This is a genomic window from Senimuribacter intestinalis (assembly GCF_943192965.1).
Classification (GTDB): Bacteria; Bacillota; Clostridia; order Peptostreptococcales; family Anaerovoracaceae; genus Senimuribacter; species Senimuribacter intestinalis.
Map to the genome: position 1 here is coordinate 158,260 of NZ_CALPCF010000001.1, position 23,667 is coordinate 181,926.

At 42.9% G+C, this 23,667-nt stretch carries 30 protein-coding genes and 2 tRNA genes; 6 read left to right on the plus strand and 26 right to left on the minus strand.

All coding sequences use genetic code 11. From position 1 onward, the window contains the following. Window positions 1-108 precede the first annotated feature (108 nt). The 4 genes from NFR88_RS00775 to NFR88_RS00790 are packed head-to-tail and all read right to left on the minus strand — an operon-like array spanning window position 109 to window position 3,259. The gene (locus NFR88_RS00775) at window positions 109-399 is read right to left on the minus strand and encodes a lipoyl domain-containing protein (RefSeq protein WP_160202710.1); all 291 of its coding nucleotides are present in this window, start codon (window positions 397-399) and stop codon (window positions 109-111) included. A gap of 3 nt (window positions 400-402) precedes the next feature. Continuing rightward, window positions 403-1,002 carry a DUF5714 domain-containing protein gene (locus NFR88_RS00780; RefSeq protein ID WP_251612686.1) on the minus strand — a complete coding sequence of 200 codons (600 nt, stop codon included), beginning with the start codon at window positions 1,000-1,002 and terminating at the stop codon, window positions 403-405. A gap of 2 nt (window positions 1,003-1,004) precedes the next feature. Beyond that, on the minus strand, window positions 1,005-2,009 hold the full coding sequence (locus NFR88_RS00785; protein WP_160202712.1) for a lipoate--protein ligase: 1,005 nt from the start codon (window positions 2,007-2,009) through the stop codon (window positions 1,005-1,007). Then, window positions 2,006-3,259 (minus strand): FAD-dependent oxidoreductase, encoded by a 1,254-nt coding sequence (locus tag NFR88_RS00790; RefSeq protein ID WP_251612689.1) that lies wholly within the window; start codon window positions 3,257-3,259, stop codon window positions 2,006-2,008. Before NFR88_RS00790 ends, NFR88_RS00785 begins: the two co-directional genes overlap by 4 nt. Window positions 3,260-3,406: 147 nt before the next feature. Between NFR88_RS00790 and NFR88_RS00795 the strand changes: the two genes are divergently transcribed. Then, complete coding sequence (locus NFR88_RS00795) at window positions 3,407-3,994, plus strand: DUF4230 domain-containing protein (protein WP_160202714.1); 588 nt, start codon at window positions 3,407-3,409, stop codon at window positions 3,992-3,994. Window positions 3,995-4,319: 325 nt separating this feature from the next. On the opposite strand, the gene NFR88_RS00800 is transcribed toward NFR88_RS00795, so the two are convergent. Next, a tRNA-Ser gene (locus tag NFR88_RS00800) sits at window positions 4,320-4,407 on the minus strand. 133 nt (window positions 4,408-4,540) lie between these two features. Continuing rightward, entirely contained in the window at window positions 4,541-4,705 is a 165-nt protein-coding gene (locus tag NFR88_RS00805) for a hypothetical protein (RefSeq protein WP_160202715.1), read from the minus strand. Between the two features lie 139 nt (window positions 4,706-4,844). Here NFR88_RS00805 and NFR88_RS00810 point away from each other — a divergent pair, with 139 nt between their 5' ends. Then, a complete protein-coding gene (locus NFR88_RS00810) occupies window positions 4,845-4,985 on the plus strand; it encodes a hypothetical protein (RefSeq protein ID WP_160202716.1) in 141 nt (46 codons plus the stop codon). Window positions 4,986-5,208: 223 nt separating this feature from the next. Then, a complete protein-coding gene (locus tag NFR88_RS00815) occupies window positions 5,209-6,492 on the plus strand; it encodes an O-acetylhomoserine aminocarboxypropyltransferase/cysteine synthase family protein (protein ID WP_251612691.1) in 1,284 nt (427 codons plus the stop codon). 61 nt (window positions 6,493-6,553) lie between these two features. On the opposite strand, the gene thrC is transcribed toward NFR88_RS00815, so the two are convergent. Further along, window positions 6,554-8,032, minus strand: coding sequence for a threonine synthase (gene thrC / locus NFR88_RS00820; RefSeq protein ID WP_160202718.1), 1,479 nt, complete (start codon window positions 8,030-8,032; stop codon window positions 6,554-6,556). A 121-nt stretch (window positions 8,033-8,153) separates the two neighbouring features. Between thrC and NFR88_RS00825 the strand changes: the two genes are divergently transcribed. Next, a tRNA-Glu gene (locus NFR88_RS00825) sits at window positions 8,154-8,228 on the plus strand. A 249-nt stretch (window positions 8,229-8,477) separates the two neighbouring features. Here the strand turns inward: NFR88_RS00825 and NFR88_RS00830 are convergent. From NFR88_RS00830 to NFR88_RS00885, 12 genes are all read right to left on the minus strand, one after another. Further along, entirely contained in the window at window positions 8,478-9,275 is a 798-nt protein-coding gene (locus NFR88_RS00830) for an RNA polymerase sigma factor (protein ID WP_251612693.1), read from the minus strand. 101 nt (window positions 9,276-9,376) lie between these two features. Continuing rightward, window positions 9,377-9,721: a hypothetical protein gene (locus NFR88_RS00835; protein WP_160202720.1), complete on the minus strand. Its 345-nt coding sequence runs from the start codon at window positions 9,719-9,721 to the stop codon at window positions 9,377-9,379. Further along, window positions 9,708-10,295, minus strand: a complete 588-nt coding sequence (locus NFR88_RS00840) for a hypothetical protein (RefSeq protein WP_251612696.1) — start codon at window positions 10,293-10,295, stop codon at window positions 9,708-9,710. Before NFR88_RS00840 ends, NFR88_RS00835 begins: the two co-directional genes overlap by 14 nt. Before the next feature lie 15 nt (window positions 10,296-10,310). Continuing rightward, window positions 10,311-11,174, minus strand: a complete 864-nt coding sequence (locus NFR88_RS00845) for a hypothetical protein (RefSeq protein WP_251612700.1) — start codon at window positions 11,172-11,174, stop codon at window positions 10,311-10,313. A 13-nt stretch (window positions 11,175-11,187) separates the two neighbouring features. Further along, window positions 11,188-11,529 carry a hypothetical protein gene (locus NFR88_RS00850; RefSeq protein ID WP_160202723.1) on the minus strand — a complete coding sequence of 114 codons (342 nt, stop codon included), beginning with the start codon at window positions 11,527-11,529 and terminating at the stop codon, window positions 11,188-11,190. Between the two features lie 241 nt (window positions 11,530-11,770). Next, complete coding sequence (locus NFR88_RS00855) at window positions 11,771-11,929, minus strand: hypothetical protein (protein WP_160202724.1); 159 nt, start codon at window positions 11,927-11,929, stop codon at window positions 11,771-11,773. Window positions 11,930-12,043: 114 nt separating this feature from the next. Beyond that, entirely contained in the window at window positions 12,044-12,244 is a 201-nt protein-coding gene (locus NFR88_RS00860) for a hypothetical protein (protein ID WP_160202725.1), read from the minus strand. Between the two features lie 273 nt (window positions 12,245-12,517). Continuing rightward, window positions 12,518-13,075: a hypothetical protein gene (locus NFR88_RS00865; RefSeq protein WP_251612705.1), complete on the minus strand. Its 558-nt coding sequence runs from the start codon at window positions 13,073-13,075 to the stop codon at window positions 12,518-12,520. A gap of 11 nt (window positions 13,076-13,086) precedes the next feature. Continuing rightward, on the minus strand, window positions 13,087-13,944 hold the full coding sequence (locus tag NFR88_RS00870) for a rolling circle replication-associated protein (protein WP_251612710.1): 858 nt from the start codon (window positions 13,942-13,944) through the stop codon (window positions 13,087-13,089). A 134-nt stretch (window positions 13,945-14,078) separates the two neighbouring features. After that, window positions 14,079-14,222, minus strand: a complete 144-nt coding sequence (locus NFR88_RS00875) for a hypothetical protein (protein ID WP_251612714.1) — start codon at window positions 14,220-14,222, stop codon at window positions 14,079-14,081. Beyond that, a complete protein-coding gene (locus tag NFR88_RS00880; protein WP_251612719.1) occupies window positions 14,219-14,443 on the minus strand; it encodes a DNA-binding protein in 225 nt (74 codons plus the stop codon). Before NFR88_RS00880 ends, NFR88_RS00875 begins: the two co-directional genes overlap by 4 nt. A 4-nt stretch (window positions 14,444-14,447) precedes the next feature. After that, a complete protein-coding gene (locus NFR88_RS00885) occupies window positions 14,448-14,639 on the minus strand; it encodes a helix-turn-helix domain-containing protein (RefSeq protein WP_251612723.1) in 192 nt (63 codons plus the stop codon). Window positions 14,640-14,798: 159 nt separating this feature from the next. Here NFR88_RS00885 and NFR88_RS00890 point away from each other — a divergent pair, with 159 nt between their 5' ends. Together NFR88_RS00890 and NFR88_RS00895 are read left to right on the plus strand one after the other, a co-directional pair. Continuing rightward, the gene (locus NFR88_RS00890; RefSeq protein WP_251612727.1) at window positions 14,799-15,257 is read left to right on the plus strand and encodes a helix-turn-helix domain-containing protein; all 459 of its coding nucleotides are present in this window, start codon (window positions 14,799-14,801) and stop codon (window positions 15,255-15,257) included. Window positions 15,258-15,760: 503 nt separating this feature from the next. Further along, complete coding sequence (locus tag NFR88_RS00895) at window positions 15,761-16,915, plus strand: tyrosine-type recombinase/integrase (protein WP_251612731.1); 1,155 nt, start codon at window positions 15,761-15,763, stop codon at window positions 16,913-16,915. Between the two features lie 361 nt (window positions 16,916-17,276). Here the strand turns inward: NFR88_RS00895 and NFR88_RS15005 are convergent, their stop codons facing one another. The 7 genes from NFR88_RS15005 to NFR88_RS00925 all read right to left on the minus strand — a co-directional run bounded on the left by NFR88_RS15005 (window position 17,277) and on the right by NFR88_RS00925 (window position 23,608). Next, entirely contained in the window at window positions 17,277-17,411 is a 135-nt protein-coding gene (locus NFR88_RS15005) for a hypothetical protein (protein ID WP_279261549.1), read from the minus strand. Between the two features lie 277 nt (window positions 17,412-17,688). Then, a complete protein-coding gene (locus NFR88_RS00900) occupies window positions 17,689-18,546 on the minus strand; it encodes a GH25 family lysozyme (protein ID WP_161908262.1) in 858 nt (285 codons plus the stop codon). Between the two features lie 72 nt (window positions 18,547-18,618). Beyond that, window positions 18,619-19,842: a hypothetical protein gene (locus NFR88_RS00905; RefSeq protein ID WP_160201580.1), complete on the minus strand. Its 1,224-nt coding sequence runs from the start codon at window positions 19,840-19,842 to the stop codon at window positions 18,619-18,621. Continuing rightward, a complete protein-coding gene (locus NFR88_RS00910; RefSeq protein WP_160201579.1) occupies window positions 19,839-20,399 on the minus strand; it encodes an RNA polymerase sigma factor in 561 nt (186 codons plus the stop codon). The genes NFR88_RS00905 and NFR88_RS00910 overlap by 4 nt, the downstream gene beginning before the upstream one ends. 136 nt (window positions 20,400-20,535) lie before the next feature. Further along, the gene (locus NFR88_RS00915) at window positions 20,536-21,201 is read right to left on the minus strand and encodes a GntR family transcriptional regulator (protein WP_160201578.1); all 666 of its coding nucleotides are present in this window, start codon (window positions 21,199-21,201) and stop codon (window positions 20,536-20,538) included. 12 nt (window positions 21,202-21,213) lie between these two features. Next, a complete protein-coding gene (locus NFR88_RS00920) occupies window positions 21,214-22,440 on the minus strand; it encodes an MFS transporter (RefSeq protein ID WP_251612735.1) in 1,227 nt (408 codons plus the stop codon). A gap of 172 nt (window positions 22,441-22,612) precedes the next feature. Then, window positions 22,613-23,608 (minus strand): MATE family efflux transporter, encoded by a 996-nt coding sequence (locus tag NFR88_RS00925; protein WP_307726229.1) that lies wholly within the window; start codon window positions 23,606-23,608, stop codon window positions 22,613-22,615. Window positions 23,609-23,667 lie beyond the last annotated feature (59 nt).

A 23,667-nucleotide genomic window follows, 5' to 3' on the forward strand; every position in this document is an offset into this window, starting at 1 on the left:
GCTTCGCTGCGTATTTGCATACTTGCACAATTATCCACGACAGAAAAAAAGTTTTCTTAAAAGGCGATTTCGCCAAAATAAGAAAACTTTTTTGCTTACTTGAAAGATTTATTTGTTTTCAATATATCCTACTACATCTCCTGCCTTAAAAACGTGTTCATCTTCGATGAGAATTTCTTTGAGGATCCCGCTGACCGGCGCCTTGATCTCTACGATTTTCTTGTCCACTTCACCCTCACAGACGGTCTGCCCTTCCTTAACAGCTTCCCCCACTTCCACCAGCCATGTGATGGTTCCTTTTTTTGCTGTTAAATCAATGGGCTGCTTCATGCACTCACAATTTCTGTAAGGCTGCGGCTTTGGTAGCAGACTTTCCGGCACGATAATTTCCTTTGCCATCTCTTACGCCTCCTTCTCATCTTCTTCATAGAACGGACATTTCTCTTCCAGGCACTGGGCATTTTTCCCATGGTATCTGCATTTGATGTCATCTGAAATCTCCATATGTAACCCACATTTTTCGTTGATATACGGCACACCCTCCTGCGCCGCCAAAAAGGAAGTCCTCTTGCAGCACCTAGGTCCCGGATATTTGGAAATCGCAATCAGACTCTTACCAGTTCCCTCGTTTGCCCACTGCCAGTTTTCCACAGAAAGAGGCGACGCTTCGGTATATACACTGATAAAAATGCCAATGCCTACTGCTGCGCCGCAAGTGCCGCAGTTTCCACAAAATCCAGGAGGCACGGTCTTTGCCCGTTCTTCTGTTATAGCAAGCCAGCTATCCAGTTCCTCCCAGGATTTTCCCTCCTGAATCGCCGCAATGCTCAGCAGCGCCGCCGGCATGATAAAGTGGTGATACGGACAGTGCATAGGCATGCCTTCCATGTTCATCAGCTTCATCAGCGCTTCTTCCGCTTTGAGATTTTTTCCCTCTTCATACATGCTCTTACAGACTGCTCTCATATCTGCAAAAACTTCATCTTTCATTATAAATGCCATGATTACTCACTCCTTCCTGCTAAAAAATTCAATATATCTTCTTTATTGGATGTTCCAAAATATGCCTCAAGCTTTATCCCCTGCAGGGCTTTTTCTATGGCGCTGTAAGAAAATTCAACGCCCTGCAGTCTCGCAGAGATTTCCCCAAAATCTTCCAGCCCCAAATAATCTCCGCTAAAAGAACAACTTTTGATTTCGCTACCCTTGATATTTCCATGAAAGGTCACTGTACCTACAGGAAATCTGCAGCTTGCCTCCATGGTACATATCGGATTCCTGCCGAAATTCCATTGTCTGTTTCCATATCTGCGCTCGATGAGAGTCGCGATTTCCTCTTCTTCATCTGGGCTCATTTTCCCAATGAGTTGACAACTTTTTGATAGTTCCTTTCCCCAGTCTTCAAAGAAAATATCTGCACTGATATGTCTAAGCGCAGGCACCAGTCCACGCAGATTGGAAACTCTGCTGCGTACAGAGGTAACGCCTTTCGACACTAATTTTTCCTTCTTTGGCGTCAGGACTTTTTCCATAGCAGCAAGATTACAATCAAAGAGAATGCAACCATGAAAAATCCCACGTTCTTCTCTCTGTGTCATGGCTGTACCGCTGATTTTCACTACATTTCCTGAGGAATCCGTCATACAGATGTCGTTTCTGCCGTTTGCAAAACATGGTGCGCCGCAGCTCTGCAGATAGCTTATCATCATCTGCAATCCCTGCGCTGCCTTCTCCTCAAAGACCCCATCTGGGAAAATGAAGGAAAAATTGATATTTCCCAAATCGTGAAAGACTGCGCCGCCTCCTGTCAATCTCCGCACTATTCCGATATGCTCACGTGCCGCAGCTGCCTCATCAACTTCTGCCAGCGTGTTCTGATGTCGACCGATGATAACTGAGGGGTTGTTGCGCCAAAGATAAACGGTATCTTCCTCCACATGATTAAAAAGCATCTCTTCCCTTGCCAAATTATGACTGGGGTTATGACTTCTTTCGATGATTAAATTCATAACAGACCTCGCACGGCTTCCTTTAATAGTTCTCCCTCCGTAGGGTGCGGAAATACCTGCTCCAAAAACTGCTCTGCAGTCATCTCAGCAGCAATCGCTGCCTGTCCGATTTGAATGATTTCTGAAGCCAAATGAGAAACCACATGAAAACCTTTTAAGATGTGGGTTTCTTTTTCCATGACTGCCTTTGCAAATGCGCCCTGCGTGCCGAAAATCACGCCGCCTGCCATCATATCTGTCGAAAGATAACTTTCTACCATGCCTTCTTTGCAAATACTGCCTGCTGCCGCTGCCTCAAGGGGCGTAAAGATACACTGGGCAGTAACGATGTTTGGTTTTATGCGTTCGGTTCTTTCCCCGGTCACCGCCGCACCAACTTGTCGGCCATCCTCTGCTGCCATATCCGCTGTAAAATGTACGCCTTTGCAGTCTCCAATCAAGTGAATTCCTGCCGTCTGTCCTTTAATCAACGGAAGCTTCGGCTTTCTTCCGCAGCAAAATACCATATTCTCAAAAACACCGGATACGCTGTTGGTCTCAAGCTGTACACCCAGGCTTCTCAGGTAGGAGGCCATGGCATCACTGATGTCCTTATCCCATCCCGGCAGAATTCGCGGCATATGCTCGTGCAGAGTAATCTGAACGCCCGAGGACTGTAAAATCACCGCAAGTTCCACCCCAAGGACGCCGCCTCCAATTATATCAAGTCGTTTTGGCAGATTTTCCAGCGTAAGAAGCTGTTCTGCAGTAAACTGCTGCTCTGCGGTAAAGTTTTCTGCACTGATTGGCTCTGAGCCAGTGGCAACAATAATTTCATCACACATCAGACAGGTTCCATCTGCCAGTGACACCTTGCCGGTCTCTATCTGGCTAACCTCCGCTTCTAACAGCTGAACCTTCTGCTTCTGCAGCATATATGTCATGCCGTACACAAGCTGCTGAATCTTCCCAGTAGCTAACTTACGCAGATCCTTCGGGGTTAGCTCCGTTTTCGCAAAACCGCTTCGAATTAGAGTCTCTGCCGATTTTATCACCTGCAAATAAACTCTGGTCGGAATACAGCCGCTGTTGACACAAGTACCTCCGATAGAGTTCTTTTCTATTAAAACTGTTTCAATTCCTCGGCGTCTAAGCCCCATTGCCGCCTCATAGCCAGCCGGACCGCCACCGATTACGATGACTTTCATGGAAACGGTCACCTCCTGTATCAGTGTTTTGGTAAAACTCTCAATTAAAACCCAATCTATCACTAGATATTATCTATTATAAAACTTTGTCTTATCTATTGCAACAAAAGCAGTACGAAGATTTTTGTATTCCGTGGTAAATCTATTGCATTTTTGCCGGCAGATGATAAAATAAGCTTAACAATATATTTTGTCGAAAAGGGGAACATTATGAAGAAAGCTAAACAAATCGGCGTAATTGCTTTGTTTCTTGCAGCAGTCTGCCTCATCTGTTTCTTTTTCGGACGCTCGGTTGGCAAATCTGCCGGTGTTTCCGAAATTGATGCAGTAGTGCTGGAGAATAAACTGACGGAAATTAGTGAGCTCGCCACGATTACTTACTCATACACCAATATGGCTGAATTTGAAAATAGTAAAGATTTTTACGGAATTAAACTTCCTTTCACCACCAAAGGATTTATCATTACCTACGATGGAGAGATTAAAGCCGGTGTCAATCTTTCCAATGCTGAGATTTCAGTTTCCGGGCAAAAGATTTCGATTACTCTCCCTGAGGCTGAAATTCTGTCCCATCAGATTGAGGAAGACAGTCTGGAGGTTTTCGACGAAACCACCAGCATTTTCAACCCGCTAAAGGTCACCGACTACAACAGCTTTAACAAAGACCAGAAAGCTGAGATGGAGAAAAAAGCCACTGCCAAGGGGCTCCTTACCGAAGCAAAGAAAAAAGCTGTAGATACAGTCAAGGGCTTTATCTTGCAGCTTATTCCGGAAGACTGGACAGTCGAGGTTGTCTAAGTTCTTCTTTGCACATCTCCTATTATTTTCCGAAAAATGTAGGTGGAATGTAGGTATAGAAAAAACCAACGGGCAAAACCGTTGGTTTTTTAATGATTTTCTGGCGGAGGACAACGCTTTGTACTTCGTACAAAGCTCCTACAGGAGCCTGCGAATATTGAACAGCAGAGGATCGCAGGCTCCTTTCGCTCTCCCATTTTGCATTGCGGGCGAAGTCCTGCGCAAAATGGGGATGGGACACTCTCACCCACGCGTGGATTCTCGCCCCATTAGATGCTAAGTCAAAAAATAAAAATGACACCCATCAGAGTGTCATTTTTATTTCTGGCGGAGGACATGGGACTCGAACCCACGGGGCTGTTACACCTTACCGCATTTCCAATGCGGCTCCTTAGCCACTCGGTCAATCCTCCAAGCACCATTATAATTTACCACAAGTTGAGGAAGATTGCAAGTAGTTTCTGCTATGTTTTTAAAACATTTTTTTGCAGCAGGTTTTTGATGCAAAACAAAACCTTTACTCTGCGCATAATTCTCTACCTATCTTTATTTCATCGTGCTACAGCAAATATCTTTGATATTGCCTGTCAGGCAGTGTATTACACACAAAAAAAGCGGCGCAGCCATATCTGCTTCCACGAATTTTCCGCTGACCGCACCAGGGTCTGTCCTGTCGTGTCCTGCAAGAGTTGTCCCCCGCCAAAAAATCATTGAAACGCATTCTGCCCACATTGACCCTGTTTACACATATTTTCATATTTTTCCTATTTACCCATTGACAAAGTAGGAAAAAACATTTATACTCATATTAACTTCACAGACAGGAAATTGAAAGAAAGGAGTCCCTATCATGAAAAATTACAATTCTGCTTTTGTAATGATAAATATGATGACAACTATGTACATGTGGATGTTCTCCCTGTGCATGTCTTTAAGTGCAGCAGAATTCGGTTGGGTCTCTCCTTCAAAAGTACGTCGCGTTATCGCTTAAACGATACACAAGGTTCAGTTACGTATCAGCCCGGAAGACAAATCGAATCTTCCGGGCTGTTTGATTTTTGTAAGAAAGGAATTAAGACAATGAAACACTATTTTCAGGAACTTGTCAGAGAGAATTTCCGATTCGGACGAATGTGACTAATCCGCATCACTGATGCTAAGCAGTAAATCTATATTATAAATGTAAAATCATATAAACAGAAAGGAAAATAATCATGGCAAACTATAAATTTGAAACACTCCAGCTCCACGTAGGACAAGAAACTCCAGACCCAGCAACTGACGCTCGTGCAGTTCCAATTTACGCTACAACTTCTTATGTATTTCATGATTCTGCACACGCTGCAGCACGCTTTGGACTTGCTGACGCAGGCAATATTTATGGTCGTCTTACCAATTCCACCCAGGACGTACTGGAGCAGCGCGTTGCCGCTTTAGAAGGCGGCAACGCCGCACTGGCGCTGGCTTCCGGCGCAGCTGCAATTACCTATACCCTGCAGGCGTTAGGGCAAAATGGCGGTCACTTTGTTTCACAGAAAACCATTTACGGCGGCAGTTACAACCTGCTGGCTCATACCCTACCTGGCTTTGGCATTACTGCAAGCTTTGTGGATATTCACAATCTGTCTGAGGTCGAGGGTGCTATCAACGAAAATACCCGTGGAATTTACATCGAAACCTTAGGAAATCCAAACAGTGATATTCCTGACATTGACGCGCTAGCACAACTTGCTCATAAGCATGGGCTGCCTCTCATCGTAGACAACACTTTTGGCACGCCTTATCTGATTCGTCCCATTGAACATGGCGCTGACATCGTCGTCCATTCTGCAACTAAATTTCTTGGCGGTCATGGTACAACTTTGGGTGGCATTATTGTAGACGCCGGCAAGTTTGACTGGGCAGCCTCCGGAAAATTCGACCCAATCGCCGCTCCAAATCCTAGCTACCACGGAGTTTCCTTTGTGGAAGCTGCAGGTCCGGCGGCCTTTGTCACCTATGTCCGCGCAATCCTGCTTCGTGACACCGGAGCGACCATCTCTCCATTTGCTGCATTTTTGCTCTTGCAGGGTGTAGAGACTTTATCCTTGCGACTTGACCGTCATGCAGAGAATACAAAAAAAGTTGTGGAATTTCTTACAAAGCACCCTCAGGTAGAAAAGGTAAACCATCCGTCTCTGCCTAATCATCCGGATCACGACTTATACCAGAAGTTCTTCCCAAACGGCGGTGCTTCCATCTTCACTTTTGAAATCAAAGGCGGCATTGCCGAAGCACACAAGTTTATCGACAATCTGCAGATTTTCTCTCTGCTTGCTAACGTAGCTGACGTTAAAAGTCTGGTGATTCATCCGGCTACAACGACCCACAGCCAGCTTAATGAAGAAGAATTGGCAGAGCAAGGTATCAAGCCGAACACCATTCGTCTGTCCATCGGCACAGAACATATTGATGATATTATTGCAGACCTCCAAGACGGATTCAATGCAGTAAAATAAAATCCTTCTAAAAAGGCTTCAGCGAAAATGCTGAAGCCTTTTGTTTAACTGATTCAACTTATTATTTTACAGACTCTTCTACCACGTTCATCATTTCTTCGATATTAATTACGCCGGTATGTCTGACTTCTTTCTTATCTAAATCTTTTAAGCCCTTCGGCACGCGCACGCCGGTCTTTGCTGCCAACGCTTCCACATAGCGGAATCCATTTTCTTCCTCTCCAAGGCCGATTGATTTTGCAACGCTTTCAGCAAACTTATAAGCGCTAGCCGTGGATGCAATGACGGTCGGTGTGGTATCCCCTGTCTCCTTGCGATAATCTTCATAAACCTTATACGCCACTGCAGTGTGGGTATCCATAAGATAGCCATGCTCCGCATACATCTGGCTAATAGTCTCGTTGGTTTGTGCAACATCCGCATAGCCGCCATAAAAATCAGCAAGGCCTGCTTTGATTTTATCGCTGACTTTGTAAACCTTTTCGGTGTCTAACTGCGCCATCAGTGCCTTGATTTCCTCTCCATTTCCGCCGGATAAATGATACAGCAGCCGTTCCAGATTGCTGGAAATCAAAATGTCCATGGACGGTGAATTAGTCAGATAAAAGTCTCTCTTGATATCATATATACCTGTATTGATAAAGTCTGTCAAAACTTTGTTTTCGTTGGAAGCACAGATAAACTTGCCCACAGGAATGCCCATCTGCTTTGCATAGTAACCTGCCAAAATGTTCCCAAAGTTTCCGGTCGGCACCACGATGTTCATCTTTTCGCCATTTTTAATCGCACCGCTTTCCACCAGCTTTATGTAGCTGTAGACGTAGTACGCAACCTGTGGCACCAATCTGCCGATATTGATGGAATTAGCCGAAGAAAGCTTACACCCAGAGGCTGCCAGTTTTTCGGCAAATGCGTTGTCATTAAATATTTTCTTTACGCCAGTCTGCGCATCATCAAAGTTTCCGTTGATAGCAAAGACATGGGTGTTTGCACCCTCCTGAGTAATCATCTGACGCTCCTGCACCTGACTGACGCCCTGATTCGGGAAAAATACGATGATTTCTGTTCCCGGCACATCTGCAAAACCCTCCAAGGCAGCTTTTCCGGTATCTCCAGAGGTTGCAGTCAGAATGCAAATCTTCTTATCCTCATTTTCTTTCTTGATGGCAGTGGTCAGCAAATATGGCAGAATAGACAGAGCCATATCCTTAAAAGCTGCTGTTCTTCCATGATACAGTTCCAGAAAATATGCGCCGCCTGCTCTGACAATCGGTGCAATATCCGCAGCTTCAAATTTTTCATCATAAGCGCCGTTGATGCAGTACTGCATCTCTTCCTCAGTATAGTCATCGAAGAAAGCACCGATTACTGCGAGAGCAATCTCCTGATAGGTTTTTCCCATCATATCTTCTATATTAAACGGAATCGCCGGAATCTCAGTCGGAACGTAAAGACCCTTATCTTCAGAAAGTCCCTGAATAATCGCCTGTGCCCCTGTCAGTTCCTGCTTGCTCCCTCTTGTACTCTTAAATTTTCTCATTATAGCTTTCTCCTTCTATTTAAAATTTATAAAAATAAAAAATTCTACTAGACAACAATCATTTTTAAGTATATAATAAATAGCGTGAGATTTCAACTGCTCATTGATAATTTTTAAATATGCTTCCATGGTCAAGTGGTCAAGACGCAGCCCTCTCACGGCTGAATCAGGGGTTCGACTCCCCTTGGAAGTACCAATACATTTTGAGAACCGCATACAGCTTGCGGTTCTTTTCTTATCCGTTGATATTTCAACGTTTATGATGTTTTAATAAATTCTGCCGCTTTATTCATTTTTTGTATACTTATTCACCGTTTGCCACTCATTCAAAACTTTTGTATTAAAATTATATTAATTTTTGTATTAAAAAAATCAGCTGATAATGTTTATTTTTCAACTGATTTTAACATACGATACAGTCTATTATAGATTTAAATGTAGTATCTCACATTTTAAGCATGGCAACAATATCTTCAAATTGTCGTATTTCTTCCTCAAGCTGGATACGCTTCAGGGCGATTGCCTCCGTGTTGGAAGTGAAACCACTATTCTTCCATGCTCCCATACCGCCGGCATAGTTCCTATGACTTTCCAAATAATCGTTTAAGCCGCTTTTCTCCTGCTCTTCTTTCGGCAATCCCAAGAGGAACTTGCGGAGCTTTCGCAATCCATTTTGATATTGACTTTGCCACTGGTTCACGTGTACGCCGTGCAGACAGGCGGCATTGGTAAAGGTTGTATCATGCAAATAGTGAAAGTTTACTGCTTCCCGTTGCTGGTCGCTTGGTATCTGCTTTATGCCTTTGCGTAGCAGTCTACCGACATCTTGCCAAAAGTCCGCATCTTCTATGTGCCGGTGTGCTGTTTCGCCCTCAAGGTCGATAAGTTCATCAATTAAACATGCCTCGGTATCGTCTCCAACGGGTCTATATAAGCTAATCAAATGATTATCAGGACTGTTTACCCTTGATTCACTTCTCCCGCCGTACAGGGCAATTTTAAAGGCATTAGGCACATAATACTTGATATAGTACCCGATGAACGACTTCCCCGCAGAAGGTTTGTAGCGTTCTGCCGCCGGCTGCAGCTGTAAATATGCTTCCTGTATCATGTCGTCATAATAATCCGGCTGGTTGTAGCTTCTCGCCTTAATCTCAACAAGCCTTTGCACGCCCTCCCATAAAGGCAATAAATAGGCTGTATCGCCCGATTTCACCTTCAAAGCAAGTTCTTCATTCGTCATAACTTTCACCTCGCTGTATAAGCAAATAGCCGCCAAATTCAGCGGCTACATGCTCCAACTATGAAATTCTAGTATATAGAAACCGTCAATCATAACGGATTCTAACTATAATATTTTCTAACCGCTTTCCTAACGCTATCCGGTTCCATGTCGAATATTTCTCCAATCTCTCGCCATGTCATACCGACCAGGTAGCGCATACGCAAAATCTCGCGAATTTTCGCATCATCTACCGCAGATACTTCCGCTTCAATTTTTCTTGCTAGTTCAATTGAACTAGCAGTATTCTTTATCAGCAGTACCGTAAGATCTGCGATAGAGGCAGCCGTTTCCGGGTCGTGGTTTGTTTCCTGCAAGTCTCGCAGTTTTTCAAGTCTTCCGGTCTGGTTCTTGATTTCTTTCACCAAATCCGGGTATTGCTCAAGTAAACTTTTATCCAACATCATTTTTCACCGCCTTTGCTATAGCTCCGTATTTGTTGTAAATTTCATCTAGTTTCTCCTGCTCTGGGTCCGGTTCCGGTTCCGGTTGCAGTTCTTGAAGCATCTCTTGCCGTATCTGCTGCCGCAGCTGTTGTTCTTCCTTTGCCTTTTTTAACTGTTCAGCAGAGCTGATAGCGCGCGAAGGGGCTTTTGGGGGCGTATAGTCTTCCCATTCGGTTGCGGCTGTACCTTTCAGCGCGTCTAAGAAACCGTCATCTTCCGTGATTTGTTCGCGCTCTGTTGCACTGTCCGCCTGTCCTAAGTACTGTTTGCCTAGCCATATCCCCATTGAAGCATTCTTTTCCGCAAGTTTGAATTGGGAACGTCTAAGGGATATTTGCCCCGGTGCTCTCTTTTGTGCGAATATGTCCGCAAAATTCATTTTGTAGGTACGTTTACACCATCTTTCAACGGTATCAGCTGAACACCCAAAGAACCCCGAAATTTCAGCAAGTGTGCACTGCAAGGCGCAAAGGCTTTCAAAATTTTCTTGGTCAATTTCAATGCGTTTGCGTCCTCTTTTTGCGGTTTCGCTCATAGGCTCACCTGCTCTTTATTTCTGCGTTCCTGATTCAGCAGCCTTTGTACTGTACAAGTAAAGCGCATTTACTTTATTGTCCAGGACGAAAGCATCATAGTTTATTCTGCCCTCTACCAGTGATCCAGAAAGCCCCGGTGGGTCTTTGTGGATTTTATAGTCTGCCAGCTTTACAGGTGCAGCCGCCGCCATCGGGTGACCGTAAAGGAATTTGAAACCTTCCGGCATACGCTTTGAAAGTACTTTGATGATTGCCGCACCGTCCAGCGCAGCAACTGCGCCTTTTTGGCGTAGCTCTTTGCCAATATCTTCATTGACTGCAAGAGCATTGTTTAGTTTCATCAGGCGCAGCACCTCAGGCGTTACAAGAATATATCTCCCCTCTTCAGGTACTTCCGCCTCATCAAGAACAACGCTCGCCGCTGTGATGGCTGCATAAATGTTTTCTTCGGTCAACTCGGCTGTCTCACTATTTCTAAGCCCTGCACGCTTTATAATTTCACCATAAGAATGTACTTCAATTTCCGGTAAAACCTTTTCCCGTAGTTGCCTATTGAGTGCAGAGGCTGCCTCAAGGTTTCCCTTGGTTTCGTCTTCGTCCAATTTGTCAATTTCAAAGGTAAAGGAACGGTCTTTTTTCAGTGTCATTTCTTCGGTCGTTGCGTCTAACGTGGTTACCGCTCCATAGTGTGACCAATTGCCTTCTTTTATTTGATTTCTTCCGTAGTCCTGCATTGGTGCAGTGCCTACTTTATAAAGCTTGATAGTATTTGCACCGGTAAAATTGAACTCTGCACCGGCAACAAGCTTAAGCGTTGACGCTTTCGTCATAACCTCATCTACATAAGGTTTAAAATCTGTTGCTAATTGAATAGCCATTTATTTATCACTCCTAATCGTAAAGCCCGAAACTTCTCCGAATATCCTCCGATTTGTCGTGCGGTTCTCCGCCTCGCGGCTCATATACAGGCTTCGTGCTTGCCTTGCAGGCGTTAATACCCTGTGTAATCTGCATAACTGCCGCATTCATATCTTCGGACGCTTCTAAAAAGCTCTGGAATTCTTCGGGCAAATTGTGTTTTTGTAATAACTCTTTTGCATTAAATGCCTTTTCCCTTTTTGCAAGTTTTTTTTCCCTCTGTTCTAGTTCCGGCTGCTTGTTTTTTTCTCGCTGCAACCTTTCCTGCACAATCTGGTTTACCTCTTCCTGTGTAAATGTCTTTTCTTCGCTCACAGTCTAATTCCTCCGTTTTCTGCCCGGGTGGGCTAATTTTAGACCCCTACTTGATATACCGCCAGGGTCTCGGCGGGTGGATTGGAAAAAAAAAGAAATTTTAGGACAAATAAAAACGTGGGAATAACTCTTTCAAGCTATTCCCACGCTGATTTCAGCTTACACCCGCTCAGGAACCAAGCGGTTGCGGTACTATATCTTTATTTGTCTGATAATAGTATACCGCAGCTTTACAGCCTTTTCAAGTGATTTCGATATAAATTCGGTCGTATTTCTGCCCGTTTTCAAGATTGCTTTTGATTCGCTTTTCTTTCACCTTTCCCGGTGCTGCCTCTTTGATTGCTTCCACAACTGGGCGGATTCTTTCAAAGTTTTCATAGCTGATTTTGATTTTTTCCATTTCCGAAACTCCTTTCTGATTGACTTTTTCCGCCTGCAAGGGTAAACTTTAATTGTGTTTTTGGGTTTGCCCTTGCAAGCCTTTGAAGAGTCCTTTTATATGCGCTTTACCGCCTTATTTAAGGGCTTTTCGCATTTTATTGGCGTATCTTATACCAATGACAAATCCCACTTCGAAAGAATCGTTCAAAATATCAAATTCGTCGTTGCGACTCCTCAACTCAAGGCAGTCCTCCATCGACAAGTTAAATTTGCCAATCCTGTTAAAATATTTTACTCTATACTCTTCCAAGGCGTTTTCTACTCTGCTACTCATTTTGCTATTCCCCTTTCTTGCTTGGTCTGACACAAAGATAACGCTAACTCATATCCTTCTACAAAACAATCAAACCCGCTTATACATATCACCTCTTCAATTGCTACGTCTATGCGGTTATAATCGCTAAAATCTCGCACGCATTCAAGCGCATTAATAAGCTTCTTTCTTGCTTCGTCGCACTCTGCAGAGAGTTGCCCCGAAGCAAGGTCCCTAACATAAATCTCCCACAATATATCTAGCCTAGTCATTCCTAAAATCACCTTTCTTTTTTCACAAATCCGACAGCGTGTCGGATTTGAATATTGATAACTGTTCTTGTACTTCACTATTCACAATCCTTACAAGCTTCTTGTGTTCGTCTGTTTCCCTCTTCAATGCCGTTTCTCCAACGTGGTAGGGGAAAATATCCATCAAAAACTTTTGCGCCCTCAAAACGTCGTTTTTTGTTATTGCTCTTACTGTTGGAAAATTATAGTGCATTCCTGTTAATAATCCGAAATTTTCGCATGCCTCTTCATGGTCCGCGTTTTCTCTTACTATCACGTTCAACCTTATTCTTGACGGTTTCCATTTCCACCACCACAAATTATGTGGACAATCATGTACGGCAGGTGTTTCAGTCAGCCAGCTTTCAAGTGCTATAATCCTTTTGCAGCGTAATAGTTCTTGTTCTACCTCTTCCCTTTTATTTACTCCTCTGAAATACTGCAAAAACTCTGCCCCACATTCTAAAGTTGCTACCGCTTTATTACTCGCCTCTTCAAGCTGTTTCTTTATGGATTCTGTCGCCGCTTCTCTATATCTTGATATCAACCATTCTTTTTTCACTCCTTCACCTCCTACAGTTCCCTAAAGAATTCCATTTGTTCTTCTATAAAGTTCTTTTCTAAGTGGTATATCTCCGATTTCCTCGCCTTTTTCCCCCTTGCCCATCTTTTATAGGGTCTTCCGTTTATGCAGCGCAAACGGTATGTTCTGTAGATATCTCCATTCAATGGGTCAGTATATTCTTCTATACTGCCGTCTATAAGCCTGTATCCTTCCGGGGTAGCTATTTGCAACTCTTCATGTTTTAAAGGATATTTTCTAACCTCCGGTTCTCTTAAATTTCGCGTCCTGCTGTATGCTTTTTCTTGGAAGTCGCTCACCTTGTCGTAGTGCTTTGTTTTCTCTTTTACGAGATAGTGCGCCAGGTAATAAAAATCCTGATGGATTTCCCCTTTCTCGTTTGCGTGCTCTCTGATGTGAATTTCATCACGCCAAAAATTGCCTTTAATGCTCCATGTGTTCAGTGCCTTTTCCCCTTCTTTACCGGGTTTATTTAATACCATATGAGTATGAAACAAACGTTCGTCCTCTATTGCCCATATTGCTTTTAGCTCCTGACCGTCTGCACGATATGCCGCCCGCAGTTTCCTTATAAACTTCTCAACATCTCTTTTTGCGCTCTCTCGGTCTTCCGGTCTCTCTTCTGGCTTATATGTAAATGTTATGTATAAATCTCCTACTTTGAAATTTTCTTCTATTATGGCGTGAATTCTTCGGGTTAGCTGCCTCTTATTGCTTTTGATAACAGATTCTTTTGATGGACGGTTTTTCTTCGCCCGTCTTCTAGTCTCCCTGTCCTTTTGGCAAGTTCTAACTATAATTTCTTCCCCTGCTATTGTAACTTCTTTCCACCTTTCAATTCTCGCCATTTTATTCTTACTCCCTCCTTTCCATTTTTCTATGTCGTAAACTTAAGCCTATAATCAAGGGGTAAAAGAGGACGTTTTTTCACCCTCTTCAAATCCTTTTTTGTATAAAACCGTAAACTGTTTACGGTTTTATCCTAGTTGGTATATTTTTGAATGTTATCTATGTCTTTTTGATTGATACCGCCCTTGTAACCAACTAAAAACATTGCCATGTCAAATCGGCTCCACCCTTCATGCGGTATACGGTTAAGTAAATTTACAAATTCATAATATTTCATTGCCTTGCCTGCCTTTCTGCCATTGTGCACATACTTTTGTTGATGTAGTTAATTAGGTCGCCCAGGTCTATCAGTCTTTTGCTATGAACTTGTACAAATGGAATTTCACCGTTTAGAATAGCCTCTCTGATAAACCATTTTGAAATAGCTGTATCAGGATCCATTTCTTTTAGGGCTGCATACGCCTGTTCGATAGTCCGCAGCTTTTTTAATTCCTGCATGTTTCTATTCCTCCTTTATGATGATTTCTTCCACATCTACGCCTAAAGCTTTTGCGACTTTTCCAATTGTGGTTATTCCCGAATTGGATCCGCGAACGATTGACGCCGTAGATACCTTTGCAGATTTTGCCAGCTGTGAAATCGTTAAAACGTTTCTTGCACGCAAGAGGTCTAACTTATCGTGGTCTAATTTCATTTTTTTCCTCCTTACCTTTCACATTTTAACCGTATCGGTTATTTTTGTTTTTATAATACTTCCATTTCGGTTATATGTCAAGTAGTTTTTTTAAAAAAACTACCTTTTTGGTTCTTTTGTGGTATACTAAATTTATTATAAGATGCAAGAGGTGAGAGGATGAAAAATAATATCGGTAAAAATATAAAAAATTTCAGAGTCGCCAATAACATGACGCAATATGACCTTTCTACTGCTTTATGTGTTTCGCCTATAACTATAAGCCGCTACGAAACAGGGCAGCGCGAACCTAGTCTTGATATGCTTAAAAAAATTTCGGATGTTTTAAATATTCCTGTATCGTCTTTCTTCCTTTCTGACGCAGACTTTAAAAAAATTGGTGACGCTATGGAAGTTGATCTTAATGAGGCAGGTTTTGGCGATTTTGTAAAAAAAGTTCTTGACTCTAAAGATAATAAAATTTTAAATGATTTTAATTTGCTTAACGAATTGGGAAAAGCCGAAGCATTGAAAAGGGTTTCAGAATTAACCTTATTATCTAAATATACCGATGAAAAAGAATTCACTAAAGATGACGCTTTAAAGTCCGAGCTTTCCGATATGCTCAAATACTTCTAGTATATTTTTAATAGTTTTCATATGCTAAACAAAGCCGGACAAGAGGACGCAGCAAAGCGTGTAGAGGAACTGACCTATATAGATAAATACACAAAAAAGAAGAACGCCCCCCTGATCCAGCCGCACAGGCTGCAGGGGGCATATATAACATATTTCATAAGGCAGCTGGTGAACGTGCTGCACCGCCTGTTATCCGAGTCTTGCGGAAAGGGGTGGTTTTTATGAGTACATACGAAGAATTCATGGTTATCTTAACCGCTGCGCTGCTCATTGTAGCCATTCTGAATTTTACACATAAAAAATAGCCGTTCGCCCTCTGGCAAGGATTAGAACGACTATTTTTTAATAGCTTTTTAATTTTTCACCGGGGCAGGTGGTCACGGCACCTTCCGGCTGTCTTGTTAAGTATATTATAACAAACATCAAGAAAATGTCAACATAACCAAAGGTTTTTAACTACAAATCCGCAAGCTTTACGGATTTAAAAAAAGGAATGGTGTATCATGGCAAACAAAACCAACTGCACAATCAACGGCAAAGACTACTACCGCATACGGCGCAAGGTAGGGAAAAAAATCAATTCTAAAGGCATTTGGGTTGATGACTATAAATTATTCTATGGCAAGAATAAAAGCGAAGCAGAGGCTAAATTTGCTGCCTTTATGGACAATCTAAACAAAGGTATCACGAACAAGCCTCTTCACTTTGGGCAGATGATGGATACTTTCATCACAGAGGTTTTTCTAAAAGATTCCCGTTATTCTGATTCTACAAAAACACGATATGTAAACGCTTATAATAACAATCTGAGAGAATCCAGCCTTGCGGGGCTGGCTCTTTCTAACATCAAAAGCATAGATCTGCAAGCAGCATATAACGCCCTGACCTGCGGTGCTTCTACTGTTCGGTCATTACATAACCTTGTAACCCACTTTTACAGATATCTTGAAAATGAAAACATCTGCAGGGATATTACTAAAAATATTGTATTGCCTAAAGTGGAAAAAACGAAGGGCAACGCCGTTTCTGATGGCAATGTGGAGACCTGGACAACTGAAGAGGTAAAAACCATTCTAACAGGCTCTGAGGGGCACAGGCTACATCTTCTTTTTGTGCTTGCTATAAATACTGGGTGTCGCATTGGTGAGCTGCTCGCATTGCGTTACGATGATATAGAAAACGGCGTTCTGCGTGTTAATAAGCAGGTTGTTATTTCTGACGAGTTCATAGACGGCATAAAATCAGGGCAGAAAATCCAAATCGCCCCTACAAAAACAAAGTCTTCAATTCGCAGTATTCCCCTTTCGAACGCAGTTCTTACGGCTGTAGAAGAACATGCAGCATGGCAGCAGGTCGAAATGCTCCGTAACGGCTATAGAACAAATCACCTCTTCACTACACAGACAGGTAATTTATACGATAAGCACTCTTTACGCACTGCATGCAACCGGTTATATAAACGGCTGGGCGTTCCCTGCCGCTCTTTCCATGTGTACCGCCACACTTTCGGTACTACGTTAGCTAAAAACGGCGTACCAATTCAAACCGTTGCGGCTCTGATGGGGCATGCTGATATTAACGTAACGAGAGAATATTACATCAACATAGATACCGATGACAAAACCGCAGCTATTAGCAAGCTAGTTTTCAACCCTTGACAACTTTTGTATTAAATTTGTATTAAAAACTCGTTTAAATATTTATAAATTGTTTGATTTTCAACGGTTTTATGCAATTTAAACAAGACGGCTGAATCAGGGGTTCGACTCCCCTTGGAAGTACCATAAACAACACCGCTCAAAACGTACTAATTTCAACGATTTGAGCGGTGTTTATTTTCCGTTAAAAGTACTATTTTATGCCTTTTTATGCTAAAAGCTCCTTTCTGCGGAATGCGCAAGATAAATTGACTATTGCATAATCTCTTCATTCGTGGTATATTGGTGTCAAGAGGAAACCCTTGAAAACGGTCAACCTGTAACGATTGAAATAACCGCTAAGTTTGTCAGGCTCAGGCGGTTATTTTATTTCCTTCACAATTCTGTAAAGAATCAGCAGATAAACTACATCAAATATGTACTCTGTCCGAATAGCAATATCCGTCATCGCTACCATAAGTTGAACATGCAACCCATAATCCATTAGCATATTCAACAATATAGCCCTCTTTTTCTGATATATTTTCACAAAGAAGCCAGCCTATTCCATCTTTGGAATAGTCCATGCCCCGCCCATATATCCTCCAACAATCCAAATATCATTGGCATATAAAATAATTTCCATTATCTAAGCTAGCAATCCATAACCCGTTTCCATAATAAATATTTTATTAAAAACCCCAAAAGTACTAAATCACTTCCATTTCACAAGTCTATGTAAAGGCACTCAGCCAGAGTGAGTGCCTCTTTTCACTAATGCATGCGGTTAAAACTCACTTCTTTACCCGTTTCGCTTTTTCCAGTGACTTTTGACCAAACAATCCGTCAGCAGTGATACGCTGACGGCGCTGAAAGCGCTTTACCGCATCTTTTGTTGCAGGTCCGTAAATACCGTCAACATCCAGAGAATTTCCATACCAGTTTAGAAATTGCTGCAGCTGTCTGACCTTTTTTCCACGGTCACCCAGAATGAAGTAGCCACGCTTTGGCAAGGTAATGGTACCGGTATAGGTATGCTTTTTCTCTCCGCTTCCACTACTAGTTTCATAATTTTTGTAGCACCAGTTTAAATCAAATTTGCCGGGCACATTCTTAAAACGCCCTACATCACTGTACTGCCACATAGCGGTCCTTCCTTTATAGGAATTCGTATCATTATACTGTGCTACCCACACATCAATTCCCTGTAAACTGCCTATTTTTTCAGTCAGCCAAGAGTAAGAAGCATAGACCCCAGCCTTTCGACCCTGTTTGCGGACCTCTTTGACAAAAGCTTTCACTACTTTAGTAAGTGCTCGCTTTGACAGTCTGCCCAGGGTCATAGCGTCCTCTACATCCATCCAGATTGGATAGTCGAAGGTCTTTCCTTTGCACAAAGCCACTGCGTGGCGAGCCTCTCGTCTAGCCTGAGACACCGTTACTGCGGTCGAGTAGTAATATGCCCCAAACCCCAGATTTGCTGCACGCGCCATCTGATAGTTATGAGAAAAGGTGCTATCCTCCATCGTTCCGCGATAGCCGCCTGCTCTTGCAATAACAAAGCGGACACCCGCCTTTTTCATCCTGTTATAATCAGCTTCCGTCAGCCTGCCGTTCCAATAACTGACATCAATGCCTTTCTTTTTTGCCATAAAAAACACCCCAGGTTATCCTATGCCGAGGTGTCCATTTCTGTGCTATTCCACAGCTTCCATTATATGAAATTATTCCTGTGTCTCAGGCATTTTGCTCAAATATTCTTCTCGAACAGCTGGCACATAGTACGTGCTGTAGCAAATGAGGTCATCATCTTCATCAATACGCACATCAAAAGCATAGTAAGGCATGAAAATATTGCACTGCGGTCCCGTCAGATATACAAGAGATGAACGCTCAATATTATCAAGAGACGGCAGCTTCGTATTGCCTGCCACGTACTTTCCCTTCTTGAGAAGTTGTTTTGCCTCTTCAGCTGTAATAATCGGGTACTCCTCAATCTTCTTGCCTGATGCCAGATTATCCATCATCATAATGCCGATTAGCTGTCCCTCATCGTTTAGTTCAAACCTCATACGCTTCAGGTTATATCCCACAATCTGCTCCTGCAGATTTTCTCCCCCGTCATAACCGGATAAAATCCAATGCGGCTTTCTCTCCTCATCGTAAAATATGCGAACACTGACCCTCGGGTTCGAGAATTCCATTAATCCCCCGTACTGTTCCAAAAGATACGCGGTCACCTGCTCCGCTTCTTCACTGTCCATTTCAGAATCTGCTGTCTTATGATCCTGCAGAAGTGACTTTGGCTGTGCAAATTTTATTTCCGTAAAATTATTATATGTCACAGTGATATTGCCATCGTCTGTATACGCAGTTGCCTTAAATGCTTTCTGCAAAGTTCCGTCTTCTGGCTTCGTATCATCGGATTTCTCTTTTCTCTCATACTTGATCTCATCTATCGTCATATTCATTTCAGCTGCAGCTGCCCGCAGTTTTTTGTCCAGAAAGGCATCGCTGACCGGTATCGCTTTTTCATCTGCCTCTCCTGCATAAGCGATGTTCTCATATACCGGAAGAAACTCAACCTCAGTATCTTCTTCCCATGGGTTTCCATCCTCTTGTGTCGATGGGTTTCCAAGCTTTTTCTTTGGCTCTTCCGCTTTCGTCGCATAGCGTTCAACTGACAAAGTCGGCAGCTTATCGCTCTCTTCTGCTGCCACATTCTGACCATTTCTATCGGAAGACCCATTTCCGATTTGCTCACCAGACGGCAGTAGCTGCACAGCGCCCAGTACGAACATCAAAAAACATGCCGCCGCTATACTGCTATAACGAAACCACTTCTTCCGCTGCATGCTCCTTCTCTGCGCTGACTGAAAATCTGCTGCTTCCTTAATATATGCATCATCAATTTCATTGATATGAAATAAAATATCCTCTTTCTTCATAACACGATTCCCTCACTTTCCAGAGATTTTTTCAGTTCTTTTCGCATACGAAAAAGCATGGATGTAATTCGGTTCGGATTCATCGAAAATTCCTCTGCAATTTCCTTAACAGAACACAAATACCAGTACCGTTTTACAAATACTATCCGATTCAATCTGGACTGCCTTGCCAGAAATTGATTGATAACCTCGACTACTGCCATTTCATCCGCCAGCGTTTCCACCTCTGAACGTTCACCGACACATTCCTCCAGTTCTGACAAAGCCAGCGCAACCTGTCCTTCCCCTCGCTTTTGGGCATTGCGCCCTTTATACCGGTTCAGCGCCAAATTTCTGGTTATCTTCCCCAAATAGGTGGAAAGCTGTACCGGTCGTTGAGGTGGAATTGCATTCCATGCACGCATGTAGGCATCATTGACACATTCCTCCGCGTCCTCGCTGCTTCTGAGGATATTGTAAGCTATGTAATTGCAATATTTTCCATATTTCTTGTCCGTCTCCGCAATAGCTTCTTCGCTTCGTGCAAAGTAAAGCTCTACGATTGTGCTGTCCTCCATAGCCATCTCCCTTCCCTAATCATCACCACTTTTTTTCTTCTCTATTGCAACTCTAACTTCATTTTATCAGGTGGGAAAAAAAATCGCAAGAAAAAAGGAGCAATACTGCTGCTTACGCATTGCTCCCGCATTTCATTTATTTCGATTGCTCCAGTTCGAGCTTTCGTTTCATATAGGTTGTTCCTGAAAATTTATTATGTTCATTCATCAGAATTTTCGCCTTGGCAATGTTGCCCTTTTTCAAAGCAATCAGAATCTCCGTATGGTCATTAATACTCTGCTTGCGGTTTTCGCTGACAGCCTGATAAGCAAAAGTGCACATATTGATTTGATTCTGCGTCTTTGCCGCACACTCTCTGATAGTCCTGTTGGTACAGTATTCTATCATAGTCTGATGAAAACAATCAGATGCCTTGTGAGAACCTTGCTCGTCATCGGTTTCATAAGCAGCTTTCTGCTCCGCAATGATATCCTCCAGTTCTTCAACGAGGTATTTTAGCGTATCCAGACCCTGATATGTATCAATGACGATATCAAAGAGATAGCAGTTGGCTTCAATCAGTCCCGCTTCTTCTTCCTCCGAAAGCTTGATAATACTAGGTCCTACATTATGCTTCTGCTCTACAAAACCTTCCTGAATCAGTCTATTAATAGTCTCTCTTACAGGGGTTCTGCTGACAGAAAAGGTTTTCGCCAGTTCCTCAATATTTAGTCTGTCTCCCGGCACCAGTTCCCGATTCTGTATTTTTTGCAAAATCAGGTCATAAATCTGATCGACAAGAGACGTTCTCTTTACTTTCATCTTTTCACTCCATTAGAACGGTCTTGGTTCTTCTCTTCTGCTGTTTTCTTTCTTGATAATATTGCTGACAACTACCCACATTATCAGTGCCAACACTGCGAAAATTAAAATAGCAACAAATGAAGAGTCATAAGCACCGCCGGATTTTTCTACCAAGCTGCTGCTGATGGTTGGTCCGATAATCGCTGCCGGAACCAAGTTGAACATGCCAACACCAAAGTTTACAGCAAAGTACTTCGGTCCGTAATATTTCTGAATCAATGTAGAACAGATGGTCGGGTTCGCTCCGTACGAAAGACCCATCGCTAAAAGTCCTACCAGAATCAGAATCATGGAACCGGTCTTTGCTCCCAGGAGCAGTGCGATGCCCCCTACAAACATGAAGATAATATCCACCATCATAGCAGTTTTTCCGTTGGTTTTATCGTAAATGCCGCCGACAATCACACGACCTGCGCCATTAAATACAGATACTACCATACCTACGATAGCCGGTGCACCGAATGCCACAGCGATAGACGCGGCGCTGTTGATGACCATCAGACCGCCCACACTAATCAGCACACACCAAAGCAGGAAGCACCAGAAAGAAGCAGTTTTCATAACAGTTCCAATCGGGTCTCCATAAAGTTCTTTTGCCTGTCCACTGCCTGCAGGAGCCTCAGGCACTTTAATAAAGAAAGAGCCAACTCCCAAAACTACGAATATCATAATACCCAAAATCATAAAAGTGGTAAAAATCCCTTTGGAAGCAATCAGGCTGGTTGCAACGCTTCCAAGAATCAGCGCACCAAGACCGAATCCCATCATCATAATACCGCTGCAAAGACCTGGCTTATCTGGGAACCACTTATTCATGGTGCCGATTACACAATTATAGGTAAGACCTACGCCGCTTCCACCGAAAAATCCATAAAAAATATACAGCATAATCAAGCTGGAAGAAGAGTTTTCCGGATTCAGACGAGATACACCAAAAAATCCAATCAGCAGACAGACTGCAGATAGCAGGATAATCAGCTGCGGTTTGAACCTGGCTGCCAGTTTACCAGCAACAAATCCGCCCACGCAGAAGAAGACCATAGAGATAGTAAAAGTCATAGAAAGCTGTGACAGTGACCAATCTGTATAAACTTCGCTAAAAGGCGTTCTAAACAGTGACCAGCCATAGATAAGGCCACAGAAAATTAACAGCAATGTACCCACACACAGATACAACCATCGTTTGTTACTTGTCATTGAACGATTCTCCTTTTCTTTGAATTGAATTTGCGGTATCCTGGTCTGCCTTAGAGAAAAAAAGCGGATGAAATAAAGGCTATTCCACCCGCCGTCCCTCAGACAAACGCTTTATACCTAATGTATTTATAACTATTTTATAGATTTTCAAACAAAAAGTCAAGCAATATTCTTATACACTGGTGTTTTTCCGATTTATTCGCCAAAAACACACCAGACAAAGCAGAATTTGTACCCTAGAGGACGCCGGCGTTGCAAGTCCGATAGAAAACAGTGCTGCGCCGATGACTTCAACCTCCTTTGCATCTGCAAAAATCCCTGCCATGATTTCACCATGAAAAAATGAAAAATATCCCATAAAAATACCTGCAAGCAGAGAAGTTGCAATTCCCCATGCCAATGCCTTTTTTGCTCTGTCCAGTTTTTTTGCACCCACATTCTGTGCTACAAAGGCAGACATAGACTGCATATATGAGGAAGGCACCAGCATGACGAAGCCGCAGAGTTTTTCGGCAATTCCAAGTCCCGCCGAGGCAATAAGTCCCATTCCGTTGACAATAGCTAAAATCACCAAAAAAGATATACTCACTAAAAAGTCCTGCAGTGCAATAGGCGCACCCAGAGTCAAAATACGCTTTACCATAACTGGATTCATCGTGATTTTATCCTTGCTTAGCTTAAACGGAAGCTTTTTCCTCTTTATAATTCCCAGAGAAATCATCACACTAACAGCCTGCGCCAGTATGGTTGCGACAGCCGCACCCGATACTCCCATTTTCAAAACGGCCACAAAAAACAGATCTCCGCAAATATTAAACACACAAGCAATAGCAACTGTAATAAGTGGCATTTTTGAATCTCCAATTCCCCTAAAGATACTGCCAATTACGTTATATGCTACAATAAAAATACTGCCTGCGCTGCAGATTCTGATATAATATACTGTAAAATCAAAAGCCTCTTGCGACGCTTGCATGAGTTTTGCCACAGGTGCTGCAAAACCTACCATTACAGCTGTCATTATCAATGCAATCAGCGTAAACAAACAGATACCGCTTCCGATGACAGAACCAGCTTCTTCCGTTTTTCCCTCTCCGATTTTCTGTCCTGCAGAAATAGTGCAAGCAGCACTGGAAAGGCAAACCGCAAAAGCGCTGGTAAGATTGATCCATTTATAAAACTTCTTTCTTCCTTACGCATAACGCCTCCTTTCTAAAAATCACACAA